Source organism: Mesorhizobium sp. P2_F8, assembly GCF_056403655.1.
The window spans coordinates 85,713-106,466 of sequence record NZ_JBFUFB010000011.1 but is presented as its reverse complement, the minus strand read 5'-3'; the positions used below and the strand labels follow the sequence as shown (position 1 = coordinate 106,466).

The following is a 20,754-nucleotide window of genomic DNA, read 5'->3' as shown; positions in this document are numbered from 1 at the left end:
TCGCATCGAAAACCGTGCCGGTGTGCCTGACAGGTGTGGACCGGGCCCTTGGCGCTGGACGTCCGATCAGGGAAATCTGTGCGGATCGGCGCAGAAATAGGCGATGATCTGGCAAAGGTCGGGTTCGTTGATCATGCGTACCGCGTCCTTGGAACTGACCCATTTGCGGGTGCGCGAATTTTTTTCCTTCCAACGATCCGCGATCTTGTCGACGTGCAACGGAAACACCAGGACTTCGCACGGCACTTCCTCGCCGGAAGCCAACACCTTGGCGTAGAAATAACGACCGGCCTCAAGGTGCGACACCGTTCCGCGCAGTCCGGCCTCCTCGCCGGCCTCGCGCGCGGCAGCCTCGCAGAGCGGCTCCCTGGCCTCCGGCCAACCCTTGGGCAACACCCAGCGGCCGGTATCGCGGCTGGTGATCAGCAGGACCTCGACGCCATTACCGGTATCCCGCCAGGGTAGGGCAGCAACCTGCAGACGACACGGCGCCGTGCCGAAGAGTCGCCGGACCCTTTCAGCCAGATGGTTGTGCGTCGTTGGCCTTGTCAACATCGGAGAAGCTAGCCCCAGCCTCCAGAATCGTTTTGCCGCCTCACGAATCTTACGGCCAATGGTCAGCAATAAAAGTAAAAACTTTGGATGCACTGGCCAATTTCCGCCAACAAAGGTCGAATTCACAGGAAATCGTCCTGTGGGCCCATTCCGAAAGCAAATGGTACCCGGGAGTGGCTACAAATTTAGTAAAAACGCGCTGTCGCGAATCAGCCGGCGTGATCGTCGGCGATCGGCTTCTGATAGGTGAAGCCCATGTCCCACGGGAAATAGATCCAGGTGTCTTGGCTGACTTCGGTGACGAACGTATCGACCAGCGGCCTGCCTTTTGGCTTGGCGTAGACAGTGGCGAAATGCGCCTTCGGCATCATCGCGCGCACAATGCCCGCCGTCTTGCCGGTATCGGTCAGGTCGTCGATGATCAGCACGCCGGCGCCGTCATCGGCCAGCAGGGCGGGGGTGATCTCCTTGAGAACCTGCAGTTGCCCCTGGCTGGTGTAATCGTGATAGGAGGCGACGCAGACCGTCTCGATGACGCGGATGCCGAGTTCGCGCGAGATGATGGCAGCCGGAACCAGTCCGCCGCGCGTGATGCAGACGATCGCTTTCCATTGCCCCTTGTTGGCACCCGCAAGCCGCCACGCAAGCGCGCGGGCGTCTCGATGGAACTGGTCCCAGGAGACTGGAAAGGCTTTTTCGGGAAGGGACATGTCGCGCACTCCGCAGCACGCGGGGATCGCGCGCAAAGAAAACAGGGGAATGCGCGCGGAATTAACTGGAAAGCCTTGGCCTTGGCAAGGGCAGGGCCGGCGATCGCTGTGGACTTAAAGCGCGTCGCGTTGAACGGATTCAAGCGACGCGCTTTAAGTTTTTGTTTTCTGCGTGTCGTTCTCCCAAAACCAGGGTCCCTTTTGGGCGACACGCACTAGCGCGACAGGAAGGCCGCCACCGGCGCCGTGCGCAGAACGGTGCGCGTCACGCCGCCGAACAGAAGCTGGCGCAGCCAGGAGTGGCTGTAGGCGCCGAGCACCAGCAGATCGGCGCCGGTCTCCGCGATTCTGGTCTGGATGATGTCGTCGATGGAATTGCCGCCCGACCTTTGCACCGAGACGCTGACGGTGGCGCCATGGCGCGACAGCGCGGACGCGATTTCGGCGCCGGCGGCTTCCGGGCTCTCGTCGAGCGAGTCTGGTGGGTCGATGACCAATATGTCGGTTTTCTCGGCTTCGATGATGAACGGCAGCGCGTCGAAGGCGGCGCGGGCGGCTTCCTTGCTGCCGTTCCAGGCGAGCAGCACATGCTTGAAGGTGGTGACTAGCGGGCCGGCGTGCGGCACCACCAGCACCGGGCGCCCGGCATCATAGACCAGCGTATCGACATCCGCGCTCGGGTCGCCGCCCGTCTCGCGCTGCGCGGCGATGATCAGATCGGCGGCGCGCACGCTGGAAATGCCGGTCAGCGCGCTGTCGCCCGAAAAGCTCTCCAGGCTTCGCCACTCGAAGGAAAGTCCGGAGTTCTCGATATGCCGGAGAAAAATGGCCTGTAGCTTCTCGGCCCGCTCGCGGTTCATGTCGGCCGAAACCTGCAGGAACTCGGTGTCCGGAAAGCCGGTGGCCGAGGTGTAGGGCACAGGAAGCGTTTCGGCGTGGATACCGGTCAGATGGCTCTGGAACCGGTTGGCGAGCGGAACGGCGCAGTCCAGCACGCGCTCGGCGTCCTGTTCGTTTTGCAAAATGGCGACGATGGTCTTGAATCGCATGGTAATCCCCTCAGTTTACAAGCGATAGAATTGCGGCCGATCGAACTCGCATGAAGGAAACGTCGCAGCGTCGTGCTTGGTTCCTGTCTGGACCAGATCAGCCCGGATTGCTGGCGAACCCGGCCACCATTGCCTCGACATCGGCACGCGCTGCGTCAAGCGCTTCCTGGCTGCGGGCGCGCACGACCAGTTCGGTCCAGAATTTGCCATCGCCATATTTCGGATAGGAGCCGATGATCGTGTCCGGATGCGCTTTCTGGATGTCGCCCAGCGGTCCGCCGATGAGGCCTTCGCCGAAGGGACAGTGCACGCTTGCCGATAGCATCCGGGTGCCGGCCTTCAGCGTCGGCACGACATTGTCGAGCATCGCCTGGAAGATCGACGGGACGCCGGCCATGACATGGACGTTGCCGATGCGGAAGCCGGGCGCAACGGACACCGGGTTGTCGATGAGATCGGCGCCGCGCGGCATCCGCGCCATGCGTTTGCGGGCCTCGGTGTATTCGATGCCGCGCGCGGCATAGCTTGCCTCGAGCATGGCATAGGCCTTGGCATCGTATTCGCAAGGCACGCCGAAGGCCTTGGATATCGAATCGGCCGTGATGTCGTCATGCGTCGGGCCAATGCCGCCGGTGGTGAACACATAGGTGTAGCGTGCGCGCACGGCATTCACCGCCGCGACGATCTCGTCTTCCTCGTCCGGAACGATGCGTACTTCCTTCAGGTCGATGCCGATCGCCGTCATGATATCGGCGAGATGGCCGATGTTCTTGTCCTTGGTGCGGCCGGACAGGATCTCGTCACCGATGACTAGCATGGCGGCGGTTACGATTTCGGGCATGGAAGGCTCCGGCAAGACGAGTCGCCTCAGATAGCGCGGCGCGGCAGCAGCCGCAATGCCGGCTGGGCGGCGAACAATCTGTGCCGGTATGCGAGATATCCATCGAACCAGGCCCGGTTTCGATGCAAGGTTGCAGCGGCACCGGATGCGGCTAAGCTCAAGCCGGTTCTGGTGCGGGTGAACAATGCTCCTGTCGTTTCTGTCATGGCTGCTGGCCGGACTTTTGTTGCTGGCGGTCCTGGGGATCGCCAGTCTGGTGCTGGCGACGCTGTGGATCGCGGCCAAGACCGAAAGGTTGGTGCCGCCGGTCGGTAAATTCATCGAGGTCGACGGCAACCGCATCCACTATGTCGATCAGGGCGAAGGGCTGCCGATCGTGTTCCTGCACGGGCTTGGCGCCCAGCTCCACCATTTCCGGCACACGCTGTTCGGGCGGCTGGGTGCGGGCTACCGGTTGATCGCGCTCGATCGCCCGGGCGCGGGCTATTCGGTGCGTGCGAGCGGGGCGACAGGGCGGCTGCCCGAACAGGCCGAGATCGTGCGACGCTTCATTGAAGCTCTCAGGCTGGAAAAGCCGCTGGTGGTCGGTCATTCCCTGGGTGGTGCCATCGCGCTGACCCTGGCGGTGGAACATCCCGAGGCGATTTCCGGCATCGCTCTCCTGGCGCCATTGACCCATATGGAAGCCGGCGGGCGCGAAAAGTTCGGCTCACTCTATATTCCGTCACGCCTGTGGCGCTGGATCATGAGCTATACGGTGGCGATACCGACAAGCCTCAGATATGCGCGGCCGACAATGGAATTCATCTTCGCGCCGCAGGTCCTGCCCGGCGATTACATGGTCGGAGGCGGCGGCTGGCTCGGGCTCAGGCCGGCCCATTTCTACGCCATGTCCTCCGATGTCGTGGCGATTGAGCGCGACCTTGGCCGCATCGAGAAGCGCTACGGCGAGATCGCCATGCCGGCCGGCATTCTCTTCGGCGATGCCGATCGCGTCACCACGTTTCACACCCAGGGTGCGCCGATGAGGTCAAGGATCGAGGGGCTCGATTTCGAATTGGTCGAGGGCATGGGACATATGCCGCAATTCGTCGCGCCGGAGCGGATCGTCGCCTTCATCGAGCGCGTCGCCAATCGAGCCTTCGCCGGTCGGGCATCACCGCCGGCTCACGACAATTTCACTGAACCATCAGGCTGATTGCCGGTTTTACCCGCGTCGCACCCAAGGCGGCAAAGACACGGAGTAGTTCAATAGTCACGAAACTTCTTGCAGCATCCGTCCTGACGATCGGTCTTGCCACATCGGCGATGGCGCAGTCGTCGGACAGCACCTATTCCAACAATCACGACTGGTGGCCGTTCGGCAACGGAAACCATACAAGCGTCGATACCACCACCACCGGAAGCATCAACGGCGACCGATCAGGCTTGAACACCCTCGGCAATACCGGCCCGATCGGCCCTTGCGCCTCCGACACCGCCGGTCCCGATGCGAATGCCCAGGGGAACGTGAACGATCAGTATTGCGGCAAATAGTCGGAGCACGATCCCCAAAAGCGAGTAATCGGTTTTCGGAAAAGATCGCGCTCAAAAAGACAAAGCCCGCAGGGCAGCCGCCGGCTGCGGGACGTCTTCTCTCCGGACGTCCGCGGTCGGCGCCCTGCCTGCCCGATTACTGAGACCAGGATACAAGAATTTACTCGGAGACTTCTGTCTGCGGGCGGTCCCGGCCGTCGGCCAGTTCGTCGTGCCATTTGCCTTCGGCGTCCTCGTACTGGATGCCGTCCGTAGCTCCGGCGACCTGTTGCTCGGCCGAAGCGATTTCGGCGGCGCGCAGCGCGTCCTGATGCGTGGGAAACGTCTCCGAGAAGGTCGCACCGACCTTATAGGCCCAGCCGCCGTCATGCTCGACGATCTTGTAAGTCAGCTTCGCCATCAAAACCTCCAGTTGAAAGGTCCGTCTGCTCAATGCAGCCGGCCGTCGGGCAGTCTGTCGTCGGGCACCAGCACTTCCGATTCCTTGGCGGCTTCAATCAGTGCCCGGCGCGCATCTGCTGTCGAACGATAACCTTCCAGCACTTTGAGGCAAGTGTCGAGGGCATCACGATGGCGCGGACCGCGATTGAGCGGCCAAACGGTCATCAGGCACTCAGCCGCTTCCTGGGCGCTGCGGATATGGCGATATTTGCCGACGTGGCCAAGTTCGACGACGACCGGCACTTCAAAAGGTTTGTTGTCCATCATGGCCGCAACGCAAAGCAGCCAATTTGGTTGCAACCATGTCCTTCAGCCTGCGCCCAAAAGTCGCGTCGCGTTTGCGACACGCTCTAGGTCAGTGTTTGACGCATGTCGTCATTCCAAACCGGATCCACTTTTGGGTGACATGCTCGGGCGTCTCAGTAGCCGCAATCGTTGCGCAACCAGCGTGCATTTGCCCATCCGGTCCTGCCGCCGATCTCGACCTGATACCAGTTGCCGCGGCGGTCGAAGATCTCGGTGTGATCGCCATTGAACAGCTGGCCGATCATCCGCGAGGACGAGTTCGGCCGTGTCCGCACGGCAAGAAAGCCGCTGCCGGTCGCCAAATTGTAGCGGCCGGACAGGCCGTGCACCGTGCCCTCGCAATATTGCGCGCTGGCCGGTGTCGACGCGCCGATCCAAAGTCCGGCCACAGCTGTCAGTGCTGCAACAGGCAAGAATGCCCTGAACGACATGATTTCCTCCCAAGCCCGGCCGCGCCCGCCGCAGCCTCACCCAAGGTAACAGTTCGCGGACAGAATTGAAGCCAAGCTGTGGCAAACTGTCGAGAACTGCGGGCCGCGCCGGGATCAGGAGAACCGATCGATCAGCCCGCCGCCTTCATCCAGTGCTGCATCGTCGTCACCGAACGGGCAAGCTGCGGCGCCGGGTGGATTGTCTCGCTGAACGTGGCCGCCGCACGCCATCCCCAGCGCGGATCGGCCAGGAAGGCGCGCGCCAGCGCCACGATGTCGGCGCGGCCCTCGGCGACGATCGCTTCGGCCTGCTTCGGGTCGTCGATCAGGCCAACCGCGCGGGTCGCAATGCCGGCGCCCTTGCGCACGGCTTCCGCCAGATGCACCTGGTAGCCCGGTCCGGTGGGCAGTTTCTGCAACGGTGAATTGCCGCCGCTCGAGCAGCAGAGATAGGCGACGCCGACATCCTTGAGGGCTTTTGCCACTTCGATCGCATCCTCGATGTCGAAGCCGCCGTCGACCCAGTCCTTTACCGACAGCCGCGCGCCGAGCATCAGATTTGGCGCTGCCTTCCGCACTGCCTTGGCGATCTCGACGGCAAAACGCATGCGGTTTTCCAGCGAGCCGCCCCAGCGGTCCGTGCGCTGGTTGGACAGTGGCGACAGGAACTGGAAGATCAGATAGCCGTGTGCCGCGTGCAGTTCGAGGAAATCGAAGCCGGCGCGTTCGGCACGTCTTGCCGCCTCGGCGAAGCGTTCGATGAGCTGCAGGATTTCTTCTTCCTCCAGCGCTCGCGGCACGTTCCAGCCGGTGTCGTAGGCGATGGCCGAGGCCGACACCGTCTGCCAGGGATCCTCGTTTGGCTGCAGCGGCCCGCCGCCCTCCCACGGCTTGCGGTTGGAGGCCTTGCGGCCCGCATGGGCAAGCTGCGTGCCGAACTTCGTGCCGGGAGCGGCGACGCGTCTGGCCGCATCCAGTGTCCGGCGGGCGGCCGCCTCATTGTCTTCGGAATAAAGGCCGAGGCACCCATGCGTGATACGCCCGCGCCGTTCGACATCGGTCATCTCGACCGTGACCATGCCGGCGCCGGACATGGCAAGGTTCATCCAGTGGTAGAGGTGCCAGTCGCTGGCCGAGCCGTCTTCGGCGGAATATTGGCACATCGGCGCGACGGCGATGCGATTGGGGAAGGTGAGGCCGTCAAGGGTGATTGGCTGAAAAAGCGATGCGGTCATGAGAAAGGGCTCCGGGAGGGGTAAACCGCTATCTAGGTAGTGGATCGAAGACGCGCCAGACACGAGAAGGTGACACGCCCTTTTTGGACCGATTGCCTGCATTGCGCAAATGCCGGTTCGCGGCTACGCCTCGACCGGGTAGCATGGAGACCACGATGGAAGATCGCATTCGCATCCGTTCGGAGGAAATCCTCTCGGACGACTGGGCTGTCCTGAAGAAGACCGTCCTCGACTACCGCCGGCGTGACGGACTGTGGGAAACGCAGATCCGCCAGACCTATGATCGCGGCGACGGCGCGGTGATCCTGCCTTACGATCCCTCGCGCTCGACCGTGCTTCTGGTGCGTCAGTTCCGCTATCCAGCCTACGTCACCGGCCACCGCGAGCCGCTGATCGAGGCCTGTGCCGGCCTGTTGGACGAAAACGATCCGGAAACCTGCATCCGCAAGGAGGCCGAGGAAGAGCTGGGTTACCGGCTGCAGAACGTGGAACGGCTGTTTTCACCCTATATGAGCCCGGGCAGCGTCACCGAACGGCTCTGGTTCTTCATCGCCCGCTATTCGCCTGCCGACCGCATCTCGGCCGGCGGCGGCGCGCCGGAAGAGGGCGAGGACATCGAAGTGCTGGAAATGCCGCTCGACGAGGCACTGGCCGGCATTGCCGATGGCCGCATCATCGACGCCAAGACCATCATCCTCATCCAGCATCTGAAGCTGAATCCGATTCCTGCTTGATCGATTTTCTCGCGTTGCATCCTGTCGCCAGGCTGGCTCTCGGATCGATGGCCGAATAAGGTCGTTGGCCGTGGATATTCAGCGTTCGCGCGCCCGGCGCGCGGAGGCCGGCCCGGGGCCGCGCATATAGTGAAGTTCTGGCCGGTAGCGCGGTGCGACGAATTCGCGAAAGGCTGATGCCAACCGAGTGATCAAGGCCAAGCGTGCCATGACCCAATCTCGGTAAGACGCTGCGGGACGCCGTTCGTTTCCGAATTTTGGCTGTGCTATCCACATGACGGCAAAGTCCGTGACGTTGAAGCCGACGCCGATAAGGTCGCGCGTGATGGACCGCTTGAACAAAAGACTGAATCGGATTGGATCGCCGTCAGAAATTCCCATGACATCTCAGACGACAGGAGGGCTACCGCCAGGGCCGTGACCAGGAACACTGCGGGAAGGCCGAACAGAAGCTTGCGCGACATCATTGTCCCAACCTCACACGCCGGTGTCGATGTGGAACAGCGTCTTGCGCCCGGCATGTCTGAAGCTGTCGGAGCAAGAACCGTGCCACGCCTGCGCCCACGCGCGATTCCGGCCGGACCAATCCTGGCCGACGGCTTCCCAAGCTGACGCACGCAGATGTCCCGTAATGGGTCACTTGCGCTTGGCACCAGATTTGCAGTGTCAGCAATGCCGGGTGTTGGGGCCGGCATTGGGGTGGGTGGGGGCCTCGCCGCTTCGCAAATGGAGCGGCGAGGCTTTTCATTCAGCCATCAGCCTTCATGCGGCTCGACAGCCGATCGGGGTGACGAGAGGCCGCCGAGCCTAACCGGCTTGGGGCTTCTTGTTGGGGCAAGCCGGCTGAAGCCAACCCTAATATTAGCCACCCTGCAACAGAAGCCTATTCGGACGTTTTCCCCTGCTATTGGCCACTGTGCTGCAAGTCCACAAAGTCGATGTCCAGGCGCTGATCGACAGGCTCGGCCCGGATCGCGAGTCGATGCATTGGGAAACTGGTGCGGGACGTGTTTGACGATATCGGAGAGTGGCCCGGACCCTGCATTTTTGCCGTTTGGATCATACCGACTTTGCGGTGGGACACGACCCGGGGCGGGGCGGCCCAGCGGCCTGGTTGCTAGTTGTGACCGGCAGCTAGGCGGCTGGGCCTGACCGGCGGGGCGGGTTGGGGCGGCGCCGGCTGGCGACGATATATATGCTACTGCTAATATAAGGGGAACACACCCATATGAACGAAGGAAGTAGCAAAAGGTGGAGCACATCCGGCCGCAACCTAGCGTTCTCGAGAAGCCGCCTCGGCGGACCGTGCTCGACCACCAGAGACAGGGCCAAAGCGATGGCGGCGGCAAGGGAGATCGCCGACAAGGTGAGGATCGCGGAGGTCGCGCCGAAGGTGATGCGCTGTCGGGAGTGGATTCTTGCCGGGGCGGCCCAGCGACTTGCTAGGGGACTAGCAGCGGTGGCCGCTGGGCCTAACCAGTCCGGGCTCGAGGAGGCGCTGTGCTGGCTGACCCGAAGCATGCGCCCGCGCTAATGCGAGAGCCAGAGCGCATCCGCATGAAGGGCTACCACCGAAAGGTTGAAGCGCGCCGCTGCCGACGGAGTGTGAGGGACGAACCCCGAATGCAAGATGGCTCTATGAGGTACACCCGGATGAGGTACAGCCGCGCCTCACATGGCGAGCCTTTGACCGGCTCACGGAACAAGAGGGCGGGGATCCGGTTTCAGGGGGGATGGGAGGAAGTGGACATGCCAAGCAAAGTCAAGGATCCGCCACCGAAGCCTGACACGAAGAAGACACTCCGTCGTCCCGACAAGGAAGCATCGCCGGAGCCTGAACATGTCGATCCGCCACCGCGAGACGTGCGAGAGGCCCCGGCACCAAATCCAAATGGCGATAAGAAGTCCTGACCGCAGGACGCGACGAAGGGTACGCCGCCCGACCGTGGCGGGCCTCTCCATTGAGCGCTGATTTCAACATGGTGCGGACGACAGATTCGAACCCGCACGATCAAAGCTCAAGGGATTTTAAGTCCTTTGAAGCTTTGCGCGTTGCTGGTAGGCTGCCAGAGCGGCAAGTAAAGGGAAGGGGAATGCTTATGATCAGTCGCAGTTCGTTCTTTCGCGCGGTCGCCATCTGTGGCGTGCTCGCGATCTCTTCGGTGGCCGGCGACGGCTTTGACGGCATTTTGGGCTTTCGCCTCGTCAACTCGGCGGAAGCAAAGACGGTCGTGATCCAGAGGACGACCATCTACATCACGACCCTGCCCAAAGGATGCGTGAAGACCACCTACAGCGGTGGCGCCGTGGTCTGGAAATGCGGGACGAAGTATTACCAGCCCTACAAGGGCCGCTACGTGCTGGTTTATATCAAGTAAGGGCGCTCGCCTCACCGCAGAGGCCCCGAACAGCCTTTTCGCTAAGCCGCTGGCGTGACACTGCGCGCCGGCAGCCGTTCGGCTGCGGTCCCTGGTTCGTCCGAGGGAGCCYTTTGCCTGGAGGCGCAGCAGCCGAGAGTGGTGCGGACGACGGGAATCGAACCCGTACGATCAGAGATCGAGGGATTTTAAGTCCCTTGCGTCTACCAATTCCGCCACGTCCGCAGGCCGCGATTACAAGCACTTAAGCGAACATAGGTCCAGCCATTCGAGCCCGCTTGGCAACGGATTGGTACTGAAAGGCCGGATTACTGTTCTGCGCCCATTCTCATCGCGGTTTCAATCGCCGCTGCAACACCTTCGTCCGACCGTGTGAACAGATGGGCGTGGACTGACAGCGTGAACCACAGGTGACGCATGCCCTAGGCGACGGCTGATTGCAACCACATCGAGCCCACTGGCGATCAGTGCGGGAGCATGGGGTGTAAGGTCGTGGAACCGCATTTTGGCTGGGCATACGCTACGTTCCCAAGCAAAGACGAGTGCGAAGCTGAAAACGAGCACGGCGGCGACGTGCTGGACGAGCCGCACGGGTGCAGACGAGCCATCACTCGGCCGGACCGTAGGAACCGATCAGCGGCTCACGATCAAGGTCGATAATACCGCGTGGATCGAGAATGGCGAACAGGACGCTGGGGAGATGCCCGAGGAATGCTGGAGGGTGGACGGAATCTGAATTTCGACCCAGTTTGAGAGGTTCCCGCTGTCCCTGGTGGCGGGTTTCTCACCGGCGCCCACATCCCTCCGGTGAAGCTGTCCGAATCGGCGATCTGCAAAACGTTAAGTGGGTCCGAATCGTACTTAGCGCCGAACCAACCTTCATATTCAATGCGGATCCAAAACTGGGCCTGCGGTTTCCAAAAGCTTTGCCGCGGATCGCTGTGCGTCATCCCAAACGAGCAGGTCGTCTTATCGCCGTTTTGGAGGAGTGGAATTTCCGTCGACTGAGTGAAACACGCCAGCCACCGCTTTTTGGCATCTTCATTGGCACCGACTCCGAGCGCCGCTTTGAGGCCGGCCTGGTCGTGAACGATCAGGCGGATATTTTTCGCGGGAATTGATCCAGAGTTCAGCACCACGAGATTGTAGGCAATCCCATCGTTTCCGCCGCTGTGAGTTTTGACCGCGGCCGTTACGATCGGGCGAAATTGTCGCCTCCAGAAGTAGACGGACATGCCAAGTGCAACCAGAGATACGGCCAGAGCGGCAAGCGCCAATAAGGTGTCCAAGTTCGTTCTCCTTCTCGTCTTGGCCCGCCTGGCTAACGACGGCGGGCCTCTTCAAGGCGGAAACACGAGGTACATCCCTCGTGGCACTTGAACAAATCTTGGTCAACCTCTCCCCTGGTCAACCAGCTTTGAGCGTTCCCCTGAAGCGGGCCGCTGCCGATGGAGTGCAGGGAAGAACGCGAAATGCAAGATGGCTCAATGAGGTACAGCCGGATGAGGTACACCGCGCCGCCAACGGCCCGCCTCAAGGTGGCGGGCTTTTGATTTGGCACCGCAATTGGCACCGGAAGAGCAGGGAAGGGTAGGGATTGATGGATATGTCGGGCTCAGGCCGCGCCTGCAAAGCCCGGAAAACAAGGCTGGCCAAGACTGCGAAGGACGCGTCTGGGCGGCCTGGCTCGCATCTAAGATCCCTTGCCTCTACCAATTCCACCACATCCGCAGGCCAGCCTTTTTCAGATGTCAGGATGCGGGCCGTCAAGTCGTGTTCCTGGTCAAGTCTGAATACGGAAGCCAGACCGGGCGGTTTGAACATAATGGTGCGATCACGGAATTATGCGCGCCGGAGGTACTGGTATGATACTACTCGGCGGATCAAACCCGCCCAGGCCGGCGCTTCTCAGCCCAACCCATCACCCCGCCCAACTGGGGGCGTCGGCCGCCCCTTCCACCAGAGAGCTTCTTGAGCCACGGCCTTGGCCGGGTCGCGCCAGGCCGCTGGCGAGGCTCAGAACTTGTAGCTCAAATTTATGCCGACCGTGTTCAACTTCACATCCTGGTCGCGGTCGGTGAAATCGCCGGACGCGTCAAAATGCTCCGAGCCGAAATCATAGTAGCGATACTGGGCGCCGACGACGAACTTGTCGGTCAGCGCGTAGTCGACGCCGGCACCCACTGCCCAGCCGACACTCGTGCGTGAACTGTCGAACGCGGTGCCCGTCGCTTGCGACGTTTCGATGCCGGCAAAGGCGATGCCGCCGATGCCGTAGACCAGCAGCCGGTCCATTGCGTAGCCGGCCTTTGCGTTGATTGATCCGAACCATTTGACGTCGGTGCCGAAAGCGTTTCCCGGCTCCGCCTCGGTCGTGCCGTCGACCGAGGAGTAGTTGAGGTCGGCCTCGGCGCCAATCACTGCCTGGTCGAACTGCCACAGGCCGGCGATATGGCCGCCGACAAAACCGCCGTCGATGTCGGGCGAGACGGAAAATGGCTCGCCCCCCGTCCCGGTGATATCGGACTGGCCCCAGCCATATCCAGCCTGCAGGCCGGCGTAATAGCCGGTCCAGTCGAAGCCGGGCGCGGTCATCGGCACGTCGACGGTGAGGTCGGCTGCGGAAGCCGGCACGGCCAGGGCAGCGAGAAAACCGGCAGTTGCGACCATCAGGCGACGCACATCGAACTCCCCGAAATGACGAATTCAGAAAGGCCCTTGCCGGAAGGGTAACCCGATTTACGACAAAACGGAATCCTATTCTGACCGATGCCGGTCGCAAGCCCGGTGCCGCCAGGTCGGAGGCAAGCGGCATTGCCGCGGCAGCGTCGCCGTGCAAGATCGGCGGTTCGTGGAGAAAATTCCCGATGCGCGTCCTGTTTCTCCCAATTGCTGCAACGGCCATCGGACTGCTCGCCTGCGGTCTCGCCATGGCCGAGCCATTGACGCTAACCATCGCCAAGGCCGTGGTGATACCCGATCCGGCGCCAGGACAAGTGGCGCTCAACCTCAAGATGACGCCGGACAGTGGGCGGGCATTCGCCGCGTTCACCAAGGCGAATGTCGGGAAGACGATTGATCTCAGCGTTGACGGCAACGTCGTGATGTCGCCGCGGCTGGTCGAACCCATCCTCGGCGGCGAGGTCATGATCAGCGGCAGGTTCGCCAAGGGCGAACTCAGGCGTCTCGCCGAACAAATTTCGGCCGGGAAGTCGAAAGTCACGGTCGACGTCAGCGCGCAGTAGCTTTCGTGAAAGGCCGGACAGCCTTTGTCATGGCGCAACAGGTCCCAGTTTGATGCTGGTCAAAACCACACCGGCTTGGCACAGTCGGGCAAACAGGAGTCTTTCATGGCCAAGAAGGCATCGGCGCATGCGACGAAACCCAAACCCTGGACCGAGATGGCGACGCAGCTGGTCGATGTCGCCATGGGCCGCAAACCCGCCGATCTCGTCATCCGCAACGGCCGCTGGGTGAACGTCCATTCTGGCGAGATCATCGCCGGGATCGACATCGCCATTGCCGGCGGGCGCTTCGCCTATTGCGGGCCGAACGCCAGCCATGCCATCGGTCAGGGCACAAAGGTGGTCGACGCCGGCGGGCGCTATCTGGTTCCCGGCCTTTGCGACGCGCATATGCATGTCGAGAGCGGCATGGTGACGGTCACCGAGTTCTGCCGCGCCGTCATTCCGCACGGCACCACCTCGATGTTCATCGATCCGCACGAGATCGCCAACGTGCTGGGCCTGCCCGGCGTGCGGCTGATGCATGACGAAGCCGTCGCGATGCCGGTCAATGTGCATGTGCAGATGCCGTCCTGCGTGCCTTCGGCACCAGGGCTGGAACATGCCGGCGCCGAGCTGACGGTCGCCGATGTCGCCGAAGCGATGACTTGGGAAAACATCATCGGGCTGGGCGAAGTGATGAATTTCCCCGGCGTCGCCGCCAACGACCCGGTCATGTCTGGCGAGATCGCGGCGACCGTGAAAGCGGGGAAAACAGTTGGCGGACACTATGCCTCGCGCGATCTCGGCCTGCCGTTCCACGGCTACGTCGCCGGCGGGCCGGAAGACGACCACGAGGGCACGCGGGCCGAGGATGCCATTGCGCGCGTGCGCCAGGGCATGAAGGCGATGCTGCGGCTGGGCTCGGCCTGGTATGACGTCGCCTCGCAGATCAAGGCGGTGACCGAGAGCGGCATCGATCCGCGCAACTTCATCCTGTGCACGGACGACAGCCATTCCGGTACGCTGGTCCATGAAGGCCATATGGACCGGGTGGTGCGGCACGCCATCCAGCAAGGGTTGAAGCCTGTAACGGCAATCCAGATGGCGACGCTCAACACCGCCCAGCATTTCAAGCTCGAGCGCGAGATCGGCTCGATCGCGCCGGGGCGGCTGGCCGACCTGCTGATCGTCTCGGATCTCTCCGCGATGACCATCGATGAGGTCTACGCTCGTGGCGTCAGGCTGGCCAAGGGCGGCAAGCTCGAAATCGACATTCCGGCCTATGACTACCCAAAGACGGCCAAGAACACCGTCAAGCTCGGCAAGAAACTCAAGGCCGGCGACTTCGACATCGCGGCTCCCAAGGGCGCCAACGAGGTGCGCGTACGCGTCATCGGCGTCATCGAGAACCAGGCGCCGACGCGTGCACTGGAAGCGGATCTGCCGGTCGAGGACGGGCTGGTCGCCATGGATCGCCGCAACGATATTTGCCAGATCGCGCTGGTCGAGCGCCACAAGGGCACAGGCGGCGTCACCAACGCCTTCGTCTCCGGCTTCGGCTACATGGGCGATTGCGCCATGGCCTCCAGCGTGGCGCACGATTCGCACCACATCATCGTTGTCGGCACCAACAAGCAGGACATGGCGCTGGCCGTGAATCGACTGGGCGAGGTCGGCGGCGGCGTCGTGCTGTTCTCCAAGGGCAAGGAACTGGCGCTGGTCGAAATGCCGATCGCGGGGCTGATGTCGGACGAGCGGGCGGAAATCGTCGCCGCCAAGGCCGAGAAGCTGACCGAAGCGATGCGCAAGATGGGCTGTTCGTTGAACAACGCCTATATGCAGCACTCGCTGCTGGCACTGGTCGTCATTCCGGAACTGAGGATTTCCGACGTCGGGCTGATCGATGTGACGACGTTCCAGAAGGTCGATCTTTTCGTCTGAGATCAGCCGTCGGCGCTCGGCGGATCACCCGCCAGCGCCGACGGTCAGCACCTTGAACGGCGTGGTGATCACGACCTCGGCGACCGAGCCGACGGCCTTGCCTATACCCTGGCCTAGGTCATCGAACCGCACCGCGTCGGGCTCGTCCGCTCGTAGAGCGGCCGGTGTGCGCAGCCGGTCGCCGAGCAGTTGCACCAGGATCGGGTTGTCGGCGAATTTGGCATGGTTCAAACGGTCGCCGCTCTTGGTCTTGGTCAGGTCCACCACGACCACGCCATAGCTGGCAAGGTCGGCGGCATTGCCGTAATCGCCAACGCGCGGCTTGTCGCCAGAGATCAGGGAAGACAGCTTGAGCGCGCGGTCGTCGCCCGAGAGCAGGATGGCGAACGGCTTGTCTGGCTTGCCGTAGCGGATCATCTGCTTTTTGAACACATCGACATCGATGTCCGGCGACGCCAGGACGACATAGCCGAGCTTGCCGCCGAGATCGCGATCGCCGGTGATGGCGAGCTGCCGCAGCGCTTCCATCGTCACCCAGGTTCCCATCGAGTGAGCGATGATGTCGATGCTCTTGACCCGCGTCTTGGCCAGCATCCTGAGCGTCGCCTCGAGGTCGTCGCGTGCCGCGTTGGCGCTTTCCTTGTCGTAGATATAACCGGTCGTCTTGCCGCTTGACGCCCAGGAAAACAGCACCGGAGTGCCGGGATATTTCGTGTCGTGGGCAATCTGCGTCAGCCGATAGATGCCGTCGTCGAAGCCGTTGTTGAAGCCGTGCACGAAAACCAGTGCACGTCCGCCGCTCATGGCGATGTCGGCGCCGACCGCCTCGGTGAATTGCGGCGCGCCTTCATAGAAGGTCACGTCCTTGGCGGTGAAATCCTTGGCCGGATTGCTGTTTGCGGATCCCTTGACCCGCTCGATGGCGCCGAGCTGATGGCTTCTGGGAACGGTCACGTCGACCCGGGCAAAGCTGGTGGTCAGCGAACGGTCGCCGTCGTAGACCTGTCGCGGGTTCTTTGTTGCCCTCTGCCGGGTGGTGGCAACGAAGATCTCATGCGTCGCTGCGATGTCGGAAGCGGGCACCGTGATCGTCGTCTTGTTGAGCAGATCATGGGTTTTCTGGCCGGCGCAGCCGGTGACAGCGAGCGCGAATGCGACGACAAGGTAGCTCTTCGAACGCACGGTCACACGCCGGCTCCGCAAAGGGGGACGTCAAACGCATGACGTCGCTGGATATTCCGATAAAGCCAGAGGGCGGCGCGGTCCAGTTCAAAGTGCGCCTAGACGTCTGCGGTGCTGAACAGGCACGGCAAAATCGTGGGATTTCGTCTATTTTCCGAGCAGGCCGATGCGATCGGTCACGTCGCGATCGCTGGCAAAGCCGTCATCGTCGCGCAGCCGCTGGCCGATCATCTTCACCAGTTCGGGATTGTCGGCGAATTTGGTGTGGTTGAAGCTGTCGCTTCCCTTGACCTTCGAAAGATCGACCACGGTCACGCCGTAGGAGGCAAGATCGGCGGCATCCTTGTAGTCGCCGACGCGTGGCCGCGAGCCGGCAATCAGGCCGGAGAGCCTCAGTGCCCGATCGTCGTCGGACAACAGCAGGATGAATGGTTTGTCAGGCTTGCCGTAGCGCCTCATCTGGCTCTTGAACACATCGACATCGATGTCGGGCGAGGCCAGCACCACGTCGCCGAGCTTGCCGCCGAGATCGCGGTCGCCGCTGATGGCCATCTGGCGCAGCGTTTCCATCGTCACCCAGGTGCCCATCGAATGGGCGACGATGTCGATCCGCCGCGCTCCGGACTGCTCCAGCATCCTCAAAGTCACTTCGAGTTGGTCGCGGGCCGCGCTGGCGCTTTCCTTGTCATAGACATAGTCGGTGGTCTTGGCGCCGGAGGCCCAGGAAAACAGCACCGGCGTGCCCGGATACCCGGAATCGTGGACGATCTGGGTCAAGCGGTAGACGGCATCATCGAAGCCGGTGTTGTAGCCATGAACGAAGACCATGACGCGGCCGCCCCGCGCCGCGATGTCGGCGTTGAGCGCGCTGGAGAACTTCGGCTGTGCGTCGTAGCCGACGACTTCGGACGCCATGAAATATTTCGCTGGGTCGTCGGATTTGCCGCGCGACCGACGCTCGATCTGGCCGGTCTGGTGGGAGCCTGGCACCGTGACGGTGACGCGGGCGTAATTCAGCGTGGCCGAGCGCTCACCGTCGAAAACCTTGTTGGGATCGTCGGATTTCTTGCGCGTCGTGGCGATGAAGATGCTGTGGTTGCCGGCGATCTCCGTCACCGGCGTCGCGACGATCGCGCTACCAAGCAGTTCCTGTGTTTGCGTACCGGCGCAGCCGGCGACGAGCAAGGCAAGGACAATGGCAAACATATTCTTCAAAGGCACTCAGAAATTCCAACTCCGGCCAAAAGGCCTGCCTACCCCCGCGACATCCCGGACAGCCAGAGTGCGGCAGAACTAAGTCGCGTCCAGCCGAAATGTGGTCAGCGCCCGGTCACAGTCATCGCACTGTTGCGCGAAAGCCAAAACGGCGGCAGAAACGCCGGAATGTTGGAGAAGGGCAACACCTCCGGCTTAAGGCGGATGCCGAGTACATCCGCCATGAAGCCGCGTCGCGCCTCGATGCGGCTCCAGGCCTCGGGATAGCGCGCCGCGATCTCCTCGCGCAAAGGCTCGTCGGCGAGCGCGATGCCGTCCTCGATATTGGTGGTGAAATAGGGGCTGCCGGTCGCCGGGATGACGTCGACCTGCAGCGCCATGCCCGATCGCAGTCTGATGTCGGAGCCGGAAAACACCGGCGAATGCATCCATTCGTCGATATGGACGAGATGGCCGGGATTGAGTGAAACACCAAAGAAGGGATCGCCTATGCGGTCATGCACCGCTTTCCACAGCGTGCCTCCCGTGGTGCCGATGCCGATCGCTTCGTACCAGTCGACGACAGCGGCAAAATAGGGCGCGACCAGTCTTTCGACATAGTCGCGGATGGCATGCGGAAGTTCGGATGCCTCCTCGGCGAGGAAACCGGCGCGTGCATTGAGCGCACCCTGGATGCCATAGGCCATGGTGATCGGGTCGCCACGCCGGATGATGTCGAGGCGCGGGCTGGGCAGGCCATAGGCGGCACGCTTGCCCGCCGACAGCATCGGATGACAGCCATGCGGCAAGCCGTTCATGCCCATCAAGCGGGCCGCCTGCAATTCGGTCATGCCGGGTTCGATGCCTTGCAGGACATTGCGCAACCCCTGCGAGGTGAAGGTCGCGGCGAATTCGAAGGCAGCCAGTTGGTCGGCCTCGTTGATGGCGCGCAGCCCGTCGGCGGGGTTCATCAGCAGATTGGCCGCGTTCACGACCGCGCCCTTGTCGCCGACAAGCGCGCGCAGCGTATCGGCGATGAAGGAGGGCATGTCGAGCGCCATCTCGCCAAGACCTGCATCGCCTGCACCGAACGGTTTCCAGCCGACCGCGCCGATGCGCTGGCCGGGCCTCAGGCCGCTATCGGCGAGGATGTCGGGCAGCGCGTCCGAGCGGTCGCGCGGCTGAGCCGGCAGCGAGAACGTCTGGTAGAGGACACGTTCGTATGGCCCGTCGCAGAGTTCGGCATAGCCCCAGCCTTCATTGCCGACGAGAAGCCTTGGCTGCTTGCCGGGAACGATGATCAGCAGCGTTTCCTCGAAGCGCGGATCATAGCCCGAGAGATAGGCAACATTGGCCGCGTGTTCGCGGTCGCCATAAATGGCGAAGGCATCGAGGCCGGCCTTGGCGCCCAGTGCCGTCAGCGCCGCGATGCGGGCTTCGTGGGTGGCGCGCGCAACCAGCGGCATCACCGTCGGCTCGCCGAATTCCGGCAGCGACATGGATTTCAGGCCGACCGATGCGACAGGCATGAACAAACGCCTCCAAGTGCTTGCAAGGATTCTGCGAATGCCCGTTGCAGAGGGGCAAGACTGGCAGGACAATGGCGTCGGGGCCCCGGATATGCAATAGGCGGGATCGGCCGCACGACGGCAGCGCGTGCAACAACAGCCGGAGCGCGGCCCGATCGATGATAGAGGTCTGCGGATAACAGGCGGTGCAAGGTGGTTTTCCGATGAACAGTTTCTCTTCCCGTGTGGCCACCGCTGCCGCCGCGATCCGCCAGATCTTTCCGGAAACACCGCTGCAGGAGAACGACTACCTGTCGAAAAAGACCGGGGCTCGGGTGCTGCTGAAGCGTGAGGACCTGTCGCCGGTGCGTTCCTACAAGATCCGTGGCGCCTTCAATTTCTTCCGCAAGACGCTTGCGGCCGGCAACGAGGCTGAACTGTTCGTCTGCGCGTCCGCCGGCAACCATGCGCAGGGCTTCGCTTTCGTCTGCCGCCACTTCGGCAAGAAAGGCGTCGTGTTCATGCCGGTGACGACGCCGCAGCAGAAGATCGACAAGACCAGGCTGTTCGGCGGCGATTTCGTCGAGATCAGGCTGGTCGGCGACTTTTTCGACGATTGCTACCGCGCCGCCTTCGAATTCACCGAAAGTTCCGGCGCCCACATGGTGCCGCCCTTCGACCACAAGGACATCATCGAGGGCCAGGCGACCGTTGCCTATGAGATATCAGACCAGATGCCGGGCGCCCGTATGCCCGACATCATCATGCTGCCGGTCGGCGGTGGCGGGCTCGCCGCAGGCGTCACCCATTATTTCGCCGATCAGGGCCGCGAAGCCCGCTTCGTCTTCTGTGAGCCGGCCGGTGCGCCTAGCCTGCGGGAGAGCCTCATTGCCGGAAAGCGCCTGAAGCTCGCCAAGGTCGACAATTTCGTCGATGGCGCGGCGGTCGCCGAGATTGGCCGCGAGCCGTTGCGGCATCTCAAGGATTTCCCAGCCGACATGGTGCGGCTGATCCCGGAGAACCGGCTCTGCGCCACCATGATCGAGATGCTCAATGTCGAAGGCGTCGTGCTGGAGCCGGCCGGCGCGCTGGCGATCGACGCGCTGAAGGATTTTTCCAGGAAGGAGATCAGGGGCAAGACGATCGTCGCCGTGGTTTCGGGCGGCAATTTCGATTTCGAGCGGCTGCCGGACGTCAAGGAGCGGGCACTGCGCTTCGAGGGCCTGAAGAAATACTTCATCATCCGCTTTCCGCAGCGGCCGGGCGCCTTGCGCGATTTCCTTGAAATGCTTGGGCCCGACGACGACATCGCCCGCTTCGAATATCTGAAGAAATCGGCCCGCAATTTCGGTTCGGTGCTGATCGGCATCGAAACCAAGGATCGCCGCAATTTCGACCTGCTAAAGGCGAATTTCGAGGCCGAAGGCGTCCAGTACCAGGATATCACCGACAACGAGACGCTGGCCGGGTTCATCATATGAGTGAT

General features: G+C 62.4%; 20 protein-coding genes and 1 tRNA gene. 7 read left to right on the top strand and 14 right to left on the bottom strand.

From position 1 onward, the window contains the following. Positions 1-66: 66 nt before the first annotated feature. The 4 genes from AC1DZP_RS25585 to AC1DZP_RS25570 all read right to left on the bottom strand — a co-directional run bounded on the left by AC1DZP_RS25585 (position 67) and on the right by AC1DZP_RS25570 (position 3,155). A complete protein-coding gene (locus AC1DZP_RS25585; RefSeq protein WP_477306424.1) occupies positions 67-555 on the bottom strand; it encodes an NUDIX hydrolase in 489 nt (162 codons plus the stop codon). A 209-nt stretch (positions 556-764) separates the two neighbouring features. Further along, positions 765-1,265, bottom strand: coding sequence for a xanthine phosphoribosyltransferase (gene gpt, locus AC1DZP_RS25580; protein WP_006200882.1), 501 nt, complete (start codon positions 1,263-1,265; stop codon positions 765-767). A gap of 215 nt (positions 1,266-1,480) precedes the next feature. Next, the gene (locus tag AC1DZP_RS25575; RefSeq protein ID WP_457153476.1) at positions 1,481-2,314 is read right to left on the bottom strand and encodes a universal stress protein; all 834 of its coding nucleotides are present in this window, start codon (positions 2,312-2,314) and stop codon (positions 1,481-1,483) included. A gap of 97 nt (positions 2,315-2,411) precedes the next feature. Then, positions 2,412-3,155, bottom strand: a complete 744-nt coding sequence (locus AC1DZP_RS25570; RefSeq protein ID WP_457153475.1) for a competence/damage-inducible protein A — start codon at positions 3,153-3,155, stop codon at positions 2,412-2,414. Positions 3,156-3,339: 184 nt separating this feature from the next. Between AC1DZP_RS25570 and AC1DZP_RS25565 the strand changes: the two genes are divergently transcribed. Together AC1DZP_RS25565 and AC1DZP_RS25560 are read left to right on the top strand one after the other, a co-directional pair. Beyond that, a complete protein-coding gene (locus tag AC1DZP_RS25565; RefSeq protein WP_477306218.1) occupies positions 3,340-4,353 on the top strand; it encodes an alpha/beta fold hydrolase in 1,014 nt (337 codons plus the stop codon). Positions 4,354-4,463: 110 nt separating this feature from the next. Beyond that, positions 4,464-4,691: a hypothetical protein gene (locus tag AC1DZP_RS25560; protein ID WP_477306216.1), complete on the top strand. Its 228-nt coding sequence runs from the start codon at positions 4,464-4,466 to the stop codon at positions 4,689-4,691. A 160-nt stretch (positions 4,692-4,851) separates the two neighbouring features. Here the strand turns inward: AC1DZP_RS25560 and AC1DZP_RS25555 are convergent, their stop codons facing one another. The 4 genes from AC1DZP_RS25555 to AC1DZP_RS25540 all read right to left on the bottom strand — a co-directional run bounded on the left by AC1DZP_RS25555 (position 4,852) and on the right by AC1DZP_RS25540 (position 7,104). Next, a complete protein-coding gene (locus tag AC1DZP_RS25555) occupies positions 4,852-5,091 on the bottom strand; it encodes a DUF2188 domain-containing protein (RefSeq protein WP_095090749.1) in 240 nt (79 codons plus the stop codon). A 29-nt stretch (positions 5,092-5,120) separates the two neighbouring features. Then, a complete protein-coding gene (locus AC1DZP_RS25550; RefSeq protein WP_477228526.1) occupies positions 5,121-5,399 on the bottom strand; it encodes a DUF982 domain-containing protein in 279 nt (92 codons plus the stop codon). Between the two features lie 152 nt (positions 5,400-5,551). Further along, positions 5,552-5,869, bottom strand: a complete 318-nt coding sequence (locus tag AC1DZP_RS25545) for an SH3 domain-containing protein (protein ID WP_095090747.1) — start codon at positions 5,867-5,869, stop codon at positions 5,552-5,554. A 131-nt stretch (positions 5,870-6,000) separates the two neighbouring features. After that, positions 6,001-7,104: an NADH:flavin oxidoreductase/NADH oxidase gene (locus tag AC1DZP_RS25540; protein WP_477306214.1), complete on the bottom strand. Its 1,104-nt coding sequence runs from the start codon at positions 7,102-7,104 to the stop codon at positions 6,001-6,003. A 155-nt stretch (positions 7,105-7,259) separates the two neighbouring features. Between AC1DZP_RS25540 and AC1DZP_RS25535 the strand changes: the two genes are divergently transcribed. Continuing rightward, on the top strand, positions 7,260-7,838 hold the full coding sequence (locus tag AC1DZP_RS25535; RefSeq protein ID WP_477306212.1) for an NUDIX domain-containing protein: 579 nt from the start codon (positions 7,260-7,262) through the stop codon (positions 7,836-7,838). 2,099 nt (positions 7,839-9,937) lie between these two features. Next, positions 9,938-10,216 carry a hypothetical protein gene (locus AC1DZP_RS25530; protein ID WP_477306210.1) on the top strand — a complete coding sequence of 93 codons (279 nt, stop codon included), beginning with the start codon at positions 9,938-9,940 and terminating at the stop codon, positions 10,214-10,216. A gap of 139 nt (positions 10,217-10,355) precedes the next feature. Here AC1DZP_RS25530 and AC1DZP_RS25525 read toward each other — a convergent pair. The 3 genes from AC1DZP_RS25525 to AC1DZP_RS25515 form a co-directional block, all read right to left on the bottom strand. Continuing rightward, a tRNA-Leu gene (locus tag AC1DZP_RS25525) sits at positions 10,356-10,441 on the bottom strand. A gap of 422 nt (positions 10,442-10,863) precedes the next feature. Beyond that, positions 10,864-11,505 carry a hypothetical protein gene (locus AC1DZP_RS25520; RefSeq protein ID WP_477306208.1) on the bottom strand — a complete coding sequence of 214 codons (642 nt, stop codon included), beginning with the start codon at positions 11,503-11,505 and terminating at the stop codon, positions 10,864-10,866. Positions 11,506-12,232: 727 nt separating this feature from the next. After that, the gene (locus AC1DZP_RS25515; protein WP_477306206.1) at positions 12,233-12,898 is read right to left on the bottom strand and encodes an outer membrane protein; all 666 of its coding nucleotides are present in this window, start codon (positions 12,896-12,898) and stop codon (positions 12,233-12,235) included. Positions 12,899-13,083: 185 nt separating this feature from the next. Here AC1DZP_RS25515 and AC1DZP_RS25510 point away from each other — a divergent pair, with 185 nt between their 5' ends. Both AC1DZP_RS25510 and ade read left to right on the top strand, forming a co-directional pair. Then, positions 13,084-13,461, top strand: coding sequence for a SecDF P1 head subdomain-containing protein (locus AC1DZP_RS25510; protein WP_477306204.1), 378 nt, complete (start codon positions 13,084-13,086; stop codon positions 13,459-13,461). A 105-nt stretch (positions 13,462-13,566) separates the two neighbouring features. Further along, entirely contained in the window at positions 13,567-15,384 is a 1,818-nt protein-coding gene (ade, locus tag AC1DZP_RS25505; RefSeq protein WP_477306202.1) for an adenine deaminase, read from the top strand. A gap of 24 nt (positions 15,385-15,408) precedes the next feature. Here ade and AC1DZP_RS25500 read toward each other — a convergent pair whose 3' ends face one another. The 3 genes from AC1DZP_RS25500 to AC1DZP_RS25490 all read right to left on the bottom strand — a co-directional run bounded on the left by AC1DZP_RS25500 (position 15,409) and on the right by AC1DZP_RS25490 (position 19,289). Beyond that, complete coding sequence (locus AC1DZP_RS25500) at positions 15,409-16,572, bottom strand: alpha/beta hydrolase (protein ID WP_477306200.1); 1,164 nt, start codon at positions 16,570-16,572, stop codon at positions 15,409-15,411. Between the two features lie 141 nt (positions 16,573-16,713). Further along, complete coding sequence (locus AC1DZP_RS25495) at positions 16,714-17,787, bottom strand: alpha/beta hydrolase (RefSeq protein WP_477306199.1); 1,074 nt, start codon at positions 17,785-17,787, stop codon at positions 16,714-16,716. A gap of 98 nt (positions 17,788-17,885) precedes the next feature. Continuing rightward, positions 17,886-19,289 carry an aminopeptidase P family N-terminal domain-containing protein gene (locus AC1DZP_RS25490; protein ID WP_477306197.1) on the bottom strand — a complete coding sequence of 468 codons (1,404 nt, stop codon included), beginning with the start codon at positions 19,287-19,289 and terminating at the stop codon, positions 17,886-17,888. 203 nt (positions 19,290-19,492) lie between these two features. Here AC1DZP_RS25490 and ilvA point away from each other — a divergent pair, with 203 nt between their 5' ends. Next, positions 19,493-20,749: a threonine ammonia-lyase IlvA gene (gene ilvA / locus AC1DZP_RS25485; protein ID WP_095090734.1), complete on the top strand. Its 1,257-nt coding sequence runs from the start codon at positions 19,493-19,495 to the stop codon at positions 20,747-20,749. Positions 20,750-20,754: the final 5 nt, after the last annotated feature.

Bases quoted from the DNA above. Each gene is read 5' to 3' on its own strand.
- AC1DZP_RS25560 (WP_477306216.1), top strand. From the start codon at position 4,464: ATGGCGCAGTCGTCGGACAGCACCTATTCCAACAATCACGACTGGTGG.
- ilvA (WP_095090734.1), top strand. From the start codon at position 19,493: ATGAACAGTTTCTCTTCCCGTGTGGCCACCGCTGCCGCCGCGATCCGC.
- ade (WP_477306202.1), top strand. From the start codon at position 13,567: ATGGCCAAGAAGGCATCGGCGCATGCGACGAAACCCAAACCCTGGACC.
- AC1DZP_RS25510 (WP_477306204.1), top strand. From the start codon at position 13,084: ATGCGCGTCCTGTTTCTCCCAATTGCTGCAACGGCCATCGGACTGCTC.
- AC1DZP_RS25530 (WP_477306210.1), top strand. From the start codon at position 9,938: ATGATCAGTCGCAGTTCGTTCTTTCGCGCGGTCGCCATCTGTGGCGTG.
- AC1DZP_RS25585 (WP_477306424.1), bottom strand. From the start codon at position 555: ATGTTGACAAGGCCAACGACGCACAACCATCTGGCTGAAAGGGTCCGG.
- AC1DZP_RS25550 (WP_477228526.1), bottom strand. From the start codon at position 5,399: ATGATGGACAACAAACCTTTTGAAGTGCCGGTCGTCGTCGAACTTGGC.
- gpt (WP_006200882.1), bottom strand. From the start codon at position 1,265: ATGTCCCTTCCCGAAAAAGCCTTTCCAGTCTCCTGGGACCAGTTCCAT.
- AC1DZP_RS25540 (WP_477306214.1), bottom strand. From the start codon at position 7,104: ATGACCGCATCGCTTTTTCAGCCAATCACCCTTGACGGCCTCACCTTC.
- AC1DZP_RS25570 (WP_457153475.1), bottom strand. From the start codon at position 3,155: ATGCCCGAAATCGTAACCGCCGCCATGCTAGTCATCGGTGACGAGATC.
- AC1DZP_RS25555 (WP_095090749.1), bottom strand. From the start codon at position 5,091: ATGGCGAAGCTGACTTACAAGATCGTCGAGCATGACGGCGGCTGGGCC.
- AC1DZP_RS25565 (WP_477306218.1), top strand. From the start codon at position 3,340: ATGCTCCTGTCGTTTCTGTCATGGCTGCTGGCCGGACTTTTGTTGCTG.
- AC1DZP_RS25575 (WP_457153476.1), bottom strand. From the start codon at position 2,314: ATGCGATTCAAGACCATCGTCGCCATTTTGCAAAACGAACAGGACGCC.
- AC1DZP_RS25490 (WP_477306197.1), bottom strand. From the start codon at position 19,289: ATGCCTGTCGCATCGGTCGGCCTGAAATCCATGTCGCTGCCGGAATTC.
- AC1DZP_RS25535 (WP_477306212.1), top strand. From the start codon at position 7,260: ATGGAAGATCGCATTCGCATCCGTTCGGAGGAAATCCTCTCGGACGAC.
- AC1DZP_RS25545 (WP_095090747.1), bottom strand. From the start codon at position 5,869: ATGTCGTTCAGGGCATTCTTGCCTGTTGCAGCACTGACAGCTGTGGCC.